The organism is Klebsiella sp. X1-16S-Nf21, from assembly GCF_002837615.1.
GTDB lineage: Bacteria > Pseudomonadota > Gammaproteobacteria > Enterobacterales > Enterobacteriaceae > Klebsiella > Klebsiella variicola.
Genome location: NZ_PJDK01000039.1, coordinates 49,203 through 56,293, shown reverse-complemented (window position 1 = coordinate 56,293; position 7,091 = coordinate 49,203). Strand labels below are relative to the sequence as shown.

The window sequence follows — 7,091 nt, the reverse complement described above, 5'->3', positions numbered from 1 at the left end:
CATCCACTTCGCTTCGCTCTGGATTTTGCCTTCCGCGCCGGCCAACGAGATCAGCGGCTGGCCGTTATCGTCAAAAATCGTCACGCTCATCGGCAAACTGCCTGGCGTGAAGAAGCTTTCCATACGGATGGTCTGCTCCACGCCGAGCATCGCCTGCAGACGGTTGGCCATATAGACCGGGGTCAGGGCATAAAAGTAGCCCACGCCGGGGCGCACGCCCTGGCTTATCCAGAACAGGTTGTTGCCGCGCTCGTTTTGCGGCGCGTTGCGATATTGCTCAATGCGCTGATGCAGGACTTTCAGCGCCTGATCGCGCTCAATCGGCACGTCCCGTAGGCCAAAGTTGGCCATGCAGAGGTTATCGCTGCCAATGAGAAAGATGCGGTTAAGGTCGTAGGCAGCGGTAAAATTATCCCGCCAGTAGCGCATAAACCACGCCAGTGATTGCAGCGAATTACGCCAGGTGCTGCTCATCGCGCTGCAGTCGGAATCTGGGTACAGGGGTTCAAAGTTGGGCACCGCGATATCGCCGTTTTGCCCTTGCGCTACCGCGTCCCCTGCCGACAAGCGGTTACCGGCGACGTACTTCAGCTCTTTAATCACGTCCGCCGTACGCTGAATATAGCGCTGGGCCTGGTCGGCGTTGAGATTGAGCTCCTGATGGATCTCGGCTTCCCGCTCGTGCAGGGCATTGACGATATAGAACACAGAGACAAACGCAATCAGCAGCCACAGTAATACCGCCAGCGCTCTGAACAGATAACGTGAAACCTTCAGGGTTGTATGAAACGAGGCAAGATATTTCAATGTGGCGATGCTCGGCCGTCAGGGACTCAACAGAATGGGGTTAAAGTAGCGGTAAACCGGCTTTGCCGCAATCTTAATGCAAAAAGGGCCGGGAGAATACCCGGCCCTTTCAGAACATTTACCAGGGACGATTACTCTTCGTCTTCGGCGATGTCGTCATCGGTATCCGCTTCCGGGGCGATATCGTCATCGCCTTCCGCTACGCTACCGTCGATGGCATCCAGTTCTTCGTCGTCCACCGGCTCTGCCACGCGCTGCAGACCCACCACGTTTTCATCTTCCGCGGTGCGGATGAGGATCACACCCTGGGTGTTACGGCCCACGATGCTCACTTCGGAAACGCGGGTACGAACCAGCGTCCCGGCGTCGGTGATCATCATGATCTGATCGCAGTCATCCACCTGCACGGCGCCCACCACGGAGCCGTTACGCTCGGTGACTTTGATCGAGATAACGCCCTGAGTGGCACGCGATTTGGTCGGATACTCCGCCGCTGCGGTACGTTTACCGTAACCGTTTTGCGTTACCGTCAGGATCGCGCCTTCGCCGCGCGGAATAATCAGCGAGACGACGCTGTCGTTTTCCGCCAGCTTGATGCCGCGTACGCCGGTGGCGGTACGGCCCATGGCGCGAACGGCGTCTTCTTTGAAGCGCACAACCTTACCGGCCGCGGAGAACAGCATCACTTCGTCCTGACCAGAGGTCAGATCGACGCCGATCAGCTCATCGCCTTCGTTCAGATTGACCGCGATGATACCGGCGGAACGCGGACGGCTGAACTCGGTCAGCGCGGTTTTCTTCACGGTACCGCTGGCGGTCGCCATAAAGACGTTGACGCCCTCTTCGTACTCGCGGACCGGGAGGATGGCGGTGATACGCTCATCGGCTTCCAGCGGCAGCAGGTTGACGATCGGACGACCGCGCGCGCCGCGACTGGCTTCCGGCAGCTGATAGACCTTCATCCAGTACAGACGGCCACGACTCGAGAAGCAGAGGATAGTGTCATGGGTGTTAGCCACCAGCAGGCGGTCGATAAAGTCTTCTTCTTTAATGCGCGCTGCTGACTTGCCTTTACCGCCACGACGCTGTGCTTCGTAGTCGGTCAGCGGCTGATACTTCACATAGCCCTGATGCGACAGGGTGACCACCACGTCTTCCTGGTTGATCAGATCTTCGATGTTAATATCAGCGCTGTTGGCAGTGATTTCGGTACGACGTTCGTCGCCGAACTGGTCACGGATCAGTTCCAGCTCTTCGCGAATCACTTCCATCAGACGATCGGCGCTGCCGAGAATGTGCAGCAGTTCCGCGATCTGCTCCAGCAACTCTTTATATTCGTCGAGCAGTTTTTCATGCTCAAGGCCGGTCAGTTTCTGCAGACGCAGATCCAGAATCGCCTGAGCCTGCTGCTCGGTCAGATAGTATTTACCGTCGCGCACGCCGAACTCTGGCTCCAGCCATTCCGGACGCGCGGCGTCATCACCGGCGCGCTCCAGCATCGCCGCAACGTTACCGAGATCCCACGCCTGGGCAACCAGCGCCGTTTTCGCTTCTGCCGGGGTCGGCGCGCGACGGATCAGTTCGATAATCGGGTCGATGTTGGCCAGCGCAACGGCCAGCGCTTCGAGGATATGCGCCCGGTCGCGCGCTTTGCGCAGTTCGAAAATCGTACGACGGGTCACCACTTCGCGGCGGTGGCGTACAAACGCGGCGATGATGTCCTTCAGGTTCATGATCTTCGGCTGACCATGGTGCAGAGCAACCATGTTGATGCCGAAGGAGACCTGCAGCTGAGTCTGGGAATAGAGGTTGTTGAGCACCACTTCCCCTACCGCATCGCGCTTCACTTCAATCACGATGCGCATCCCGTCTTTATCAGACTCGTCACGCAGCGCGCTGATGCCTTCCACGCGTTTTTCTTTGACCAGCTCGGCGATTTTCTCAATCAGGCGCGCTTTGTTCACCTGATACGGAATTTCGTGCACGATGATGGTTTCGCGGCCGGATTTCGCGTCCACTTCCACTTCCGCGCGTGCGCGGATATACACTTTACCGCGACCGGTGCGGTAAGCCTCTTCAATACCACGACGGCCATTAATAATGGCGGCGGTCGGGAAATCAGGGCCTGGAATATGCGCCATCAACCCTTCAATGCTGATGTCTTCATCGTCAACATACGCCAGACAGCCGTTGATCACTTCCGTCAGGTTATGCGGCGGTATATTGGTCGCCATCCCTACGGCGATCCCGGAGGCGCCGTTCACCAGCAGGTTAGGAATTTTGGTCGGCATGACGTCCGGAATACGCTCCGTACCGTCATAGTTGTCGACGAAATCGACCGTCTCTTTTTCAAGATCGGCCATCAGCTCATGAGCGATTTTCGCCAGACGAATTTCGGTATAACGCATCGCCGCGGCGGAGTCGCCGTCGATGGAACCGAAGTTACCCTGGCCGTCCACCAGCATGTAACGCAGCGAGAACGGCTGCGCCATACGAACGATGGTGTCGTATACCGCGGAGTCGCCGTGCGGGTGGTATTTACCGATTACGTCACCAACGACACGGGCTGATTTTTTATAGGCTTTGTTCCAGTCATTGCCCAATACGTTCATGGCGTAAAGTACGCGACGGTGTACCGGCTTCAGGCCATCTCGGACATCCGGCAGCGCACGGCCAACAATGACCGACATCGCATAATCCAGATAAGAGTTCTTAAGCTCTTCCTCAATGTTGACCGGTGTAATTTCTCTCGCAAGGTCGCTCATCTAACCGCTATCCCTCTACTGTATCCCGGATTCAAAGGTCGCAAATTATAACACAGCCGCGCTAATAGAGGTAAAGCAATACGGTTTATTCATGGCGCGCTGCTGATATACTCGCAGGTCTGAACAGAAAAGGAGTAAAAGCGCCCATGAATGCCGAAAAAACGTCGGTAGCCCCTAACGTCGATCATGCTGAAATCGCCAAATTCGAAGCCGTCGCCTCGCGCTGGTGGGATCTGGAGGGCGAGTTCAAACCGCTCCACCGCATCAACCCGCTGCGGCTGGGCTATATCGCCGAACGCTCCGGCGGCCTGTTCGGTAAAAAAGTCCTCGATGTCGGCTGCGGCGGCGGCATTCTCGCCGAGAGCATGGCGCGCGAAGGTGCGACGGTCACCGGACTGGACATGGGTGCCGAACCGCTGCAGGTCGCGAAGCTGCACGCCCTGGAGAGCGGTATTCAGGTGGACTATGTTCAGGAAACGGTTGAGGAACATGCCGCGAAGCATCCGCAGCAGTATGACGTCGTGACCTGTATGGAGATGCTGGAGCACGTGCCCGACCCGCAGTCGGTGGTGCATGCCTGCGCGCGGCTGGTGAAGCCCGGCGGCCAGGTCTTCTTCTCCACCATCAACCGCAACGGCAAGGCCTGGCTGATGGCGGTGGTCGGTGCGGAATATGTCATGAAGATGGTGCCTAAGGGCACTCATGATGTGAAGAAGTTTATCAAACCGGCCGAACTGCTGAGCTGGGTAGATCAGACTACTCTGAAAGAGCAGCATATCATCGGTCTGCATTACAATCCGCTGACCAACACCTTCAAGTTAGCGCCGGGGGTTGATGTTAACTATATGTTGCATACCACCGCCAAACAGGACTGAGGTCAGCACCTGCGCTTATGATGATTGCGCGGCATCAAGCCGCGTGATTATTTCTTCCGATGAAGAAATCAGCACTCGATCAAATTTTCATTTTTTTTTCTGTTTTATTGACTTCTTCTCCAGGCCTTATGCGACGTGGACTTGCGGATTATTACCCTTCCGCAACCTCAATTTAACGTCAAAATCAACCCTTGTACTCAAAAGATTCCTTACTAAAATACTCACCATATAGCGTTTCTTTTATCGACAACCCCCTACATATAGTATTTATCCACAGAGTTAGTCACAACGGCCTTCTGTGGATAAACGGGGGATATTTTCTTTCACGGACAGGTAAAATCCACATGAATCAGAGTCTGCTGGTGACAAAGCGCGACGGGACCACCGAGCGCATCAATCTCGACAAAATCCATCGCGTACTGGATTGGGCGGCAGAAGGACTGAATAACGTTTCGATTTCCCAGGTAGAGCTGCGCTCCCATATCCAGTTCTATGACGGCATCAAAACCGCGGACATCCACGAAACCATTATTAAAGCCGCTGCGGATCTGATCTCCCGCGACGCGCCGGATTACCAGTACCTCGCCGCGCGTCTGGCGATTTTCCATTTGCGTAAAAAAGCCTTTGGCCAGTTTGAGCCGCCGGCGCTCTACGATCACGTGGTGAAGATGGTCGAGAAGGGTAAATACGATCATCATCTGCTGGAAGACTACACGGAAGAAGAGTTCCAGCAGATGGACGGTTTCCTCGACCACTGGCGCGACATGAACTTCTCCTACGCAGCCGTTAAGCAGCTGGAAGGCAAGTATCTGGTACAAAACCGCGTTACCGGCGAAATTTATGAGAGCGCACAGTTCCTCTATATTCTGGTCGCCGCGTGTCTGTTCTCGAACTACCCGCGCGAAACCCGTCTGGACTACATTAAGCGTTTCTACGACGCGGTATCGACCTTTAAAATCTCGCTGCCGACGCCAATCATGTCCGGCGTGCGCACCCCAACCCGTCAGTTCAGCTCCTGCGTGCTGATCGAGTGCGGCGACAGCCTGGATTCCATCAACGCCACCTCCAGCGCGATTGTGAAATACGTTTCCCAGCGCGCCGGGATCGGCATCAACGCCGGGCGCATTCGCGCGCTGGGCAGCCCGATCCGCGGCGGCGAAGCCTTCCACACCGGTTGCATTCCGTTCTACAAACATTTCCAGACCGCGGTGAAATCCTGCTCGCAGGGCGGCGTTCGCGGCGGCGCGGCGACCCTCTTCTACCCAATGTGGCATCTGGAAGTGGAAAGCCTGCTGGTGCTGAAAAACAACCGCGGTACCGACGCCAACCGCGTTCGTCATATGGACTACGGCGTACAGATCAACAAGCTGATGTACACCCGTCTGCTGAAGGGCGGCGACATTACCCTGTTCAGCCCTTCCGATGTCCCGGGCCTGTATGACGCCTTCTTTGCCGATCAGGACGAGTTTGAGCGCCTGTACACCCAGTACGAGCAGGACGACAGCATTCGCAAGCAGCGTATTAAAGCCGTTGAGCTGTTCTCGCTGATGATGCAGGAACGCGCCTCTACCGGCCGCATCTACATCCAGAACGTCGACCACTGCAACACCCACAGCCCGTTCGATCCGGTAGTCGCCCCGGTGCGTCAGTCTAACCTGTGCCTGGAGATCGCCCTGCCGACCAAACCGCTGGAAGACGTCAACGACGAAAACGGCGAAATCGCGCTGTGCACCCTGTCGGCCTTCAACCTCGGCGCGATTGACAGCCTCGACGAGCTGGAAGAGCTGGCGGTGCTGGCGGTGCGTGCCCTGGATGCACTGCTGGACTATCAGGATTACCCGATCCCGGCCGCCAAACGCGGCGCGATGGGGCGTCGTACGCTGGGCATCGGCGTGATCAACTTCGCTTACTATCTGGCGAAGCATGGCAAACGCTACTCCGACGGCAGCGCCAACAACCTGACGCACAAAACCTTCGAAGCGATTCAGTACTACCTGCTGAAGGCCTCCAACGAGCTGGCTATCGAGCAGGGCGCCTGCCCGTGGTTCAATGAAACCACCTACGCGCAGGGTATCCTGCCGATCGATACCTATAAGAAAGACCTGGACGGCATCGTCAGCGAATCTCTGCACTTCGACTGGGAAGCATTGCGCGAATCCATTAAAACCCACGGTCTGCGTAACTCCACGCTCTCCGCACTGATGCCGTCCGAGACCTCATCGCAGATCTCCAACGCCACCAACGGCATTGAGCCGCCGCGCGGCCACGTCAGTATCAAAGCGTCCAAGGACGGTATCCTGCGCCAGGTGGTGCCGGATTACGAAAATCTGCAGAACGCCTATGAGCTGCTGTGGGAAATGCCGAACAACGACGGTTATCTGCAGCTGGTGGGTATCATGCAGAAGTTTATCGACCAGTCGATCTCTGCCAACACCAACTACGATCCGACGCGCTTCCCGTCCGGAAAAGTGCCGATGCAGCAGTTGCTCAAAGACCTGCTCAACGCCTATAAATTCGGTGTCAAAACGCTGTACTATCACAACACCCGTGATGGCGCAGAAGACGCTCAGGATGACCTGGCCCCGTCCATCCAGGACGACGGCTGCGAAAGCGGCGCTTGTAAGATCTAAGTTATTTTTGCCGG

At 56.5% G+C, this 7,091-nt stretch carries 3 protein-coding genes and 1 pseudogene; 2 read left to right on the top strand and 2 right to left on the bottom strand.

Annotated features, from left to right (window positions below):
• Positions 1–807: pseudogene (locus CW267_RS17960) on the bottom strand (two-component system sensor histidine kinase/response regulator); the annotation flags it as partial.
• A 131-nt stretch (positions 808–938) separates the two neighbouring features.
• On the bottom strand, positions 939–3,572 hold the full coding sequence (gyrA, locus tag CW267_RS17955) for a DNA topoisomerase (ATP-hydrolyzing) subunit A (protein ID WP_008803974.1): 2,634 nt from the start codon (positions 3,570–3,572) through the stop codon (positions 939–941).
• Positions 3,573–3,718: 146 nt separating this feature from the next.
• On the opposite strand from gyrA, the gene ubiG reads away from it, so the two are divergent.
• Both ubiG and nrdA read left to right on the top strand, forming a co-directional pair.
• The gene (gene ubiG / locus CW267_RS17950; protein ID WP_008803973.1) at positions 3,719–4,447 is read left to right on the top strand and encodes a bifunctional 2-polyprenyl-6-hydroxyphenol methylase/3-demethylubiquinol 3-O-methyltransferase UbiG; all 729 of its coding nucleotides are present in this window, start codon (positions 3,719–3,721) and stop codon (positions 4,445–4,447) included.
• Positions 4,448–4,791: 344 nt separating this feature from the next.
• A complete protein-coding gene (gene nrdA, locus CW267_RS17940; protein WP_008803972.1) occupies positions 4,792–7,077 on the top strand; it encodes a class 1a ribonucleoside-diphosphate reductase subunit alpha in 2,286 nt (761 codons plus the stop codon).
• Positions 7,078–7,091: the final 14 nt, after the last annotated feature.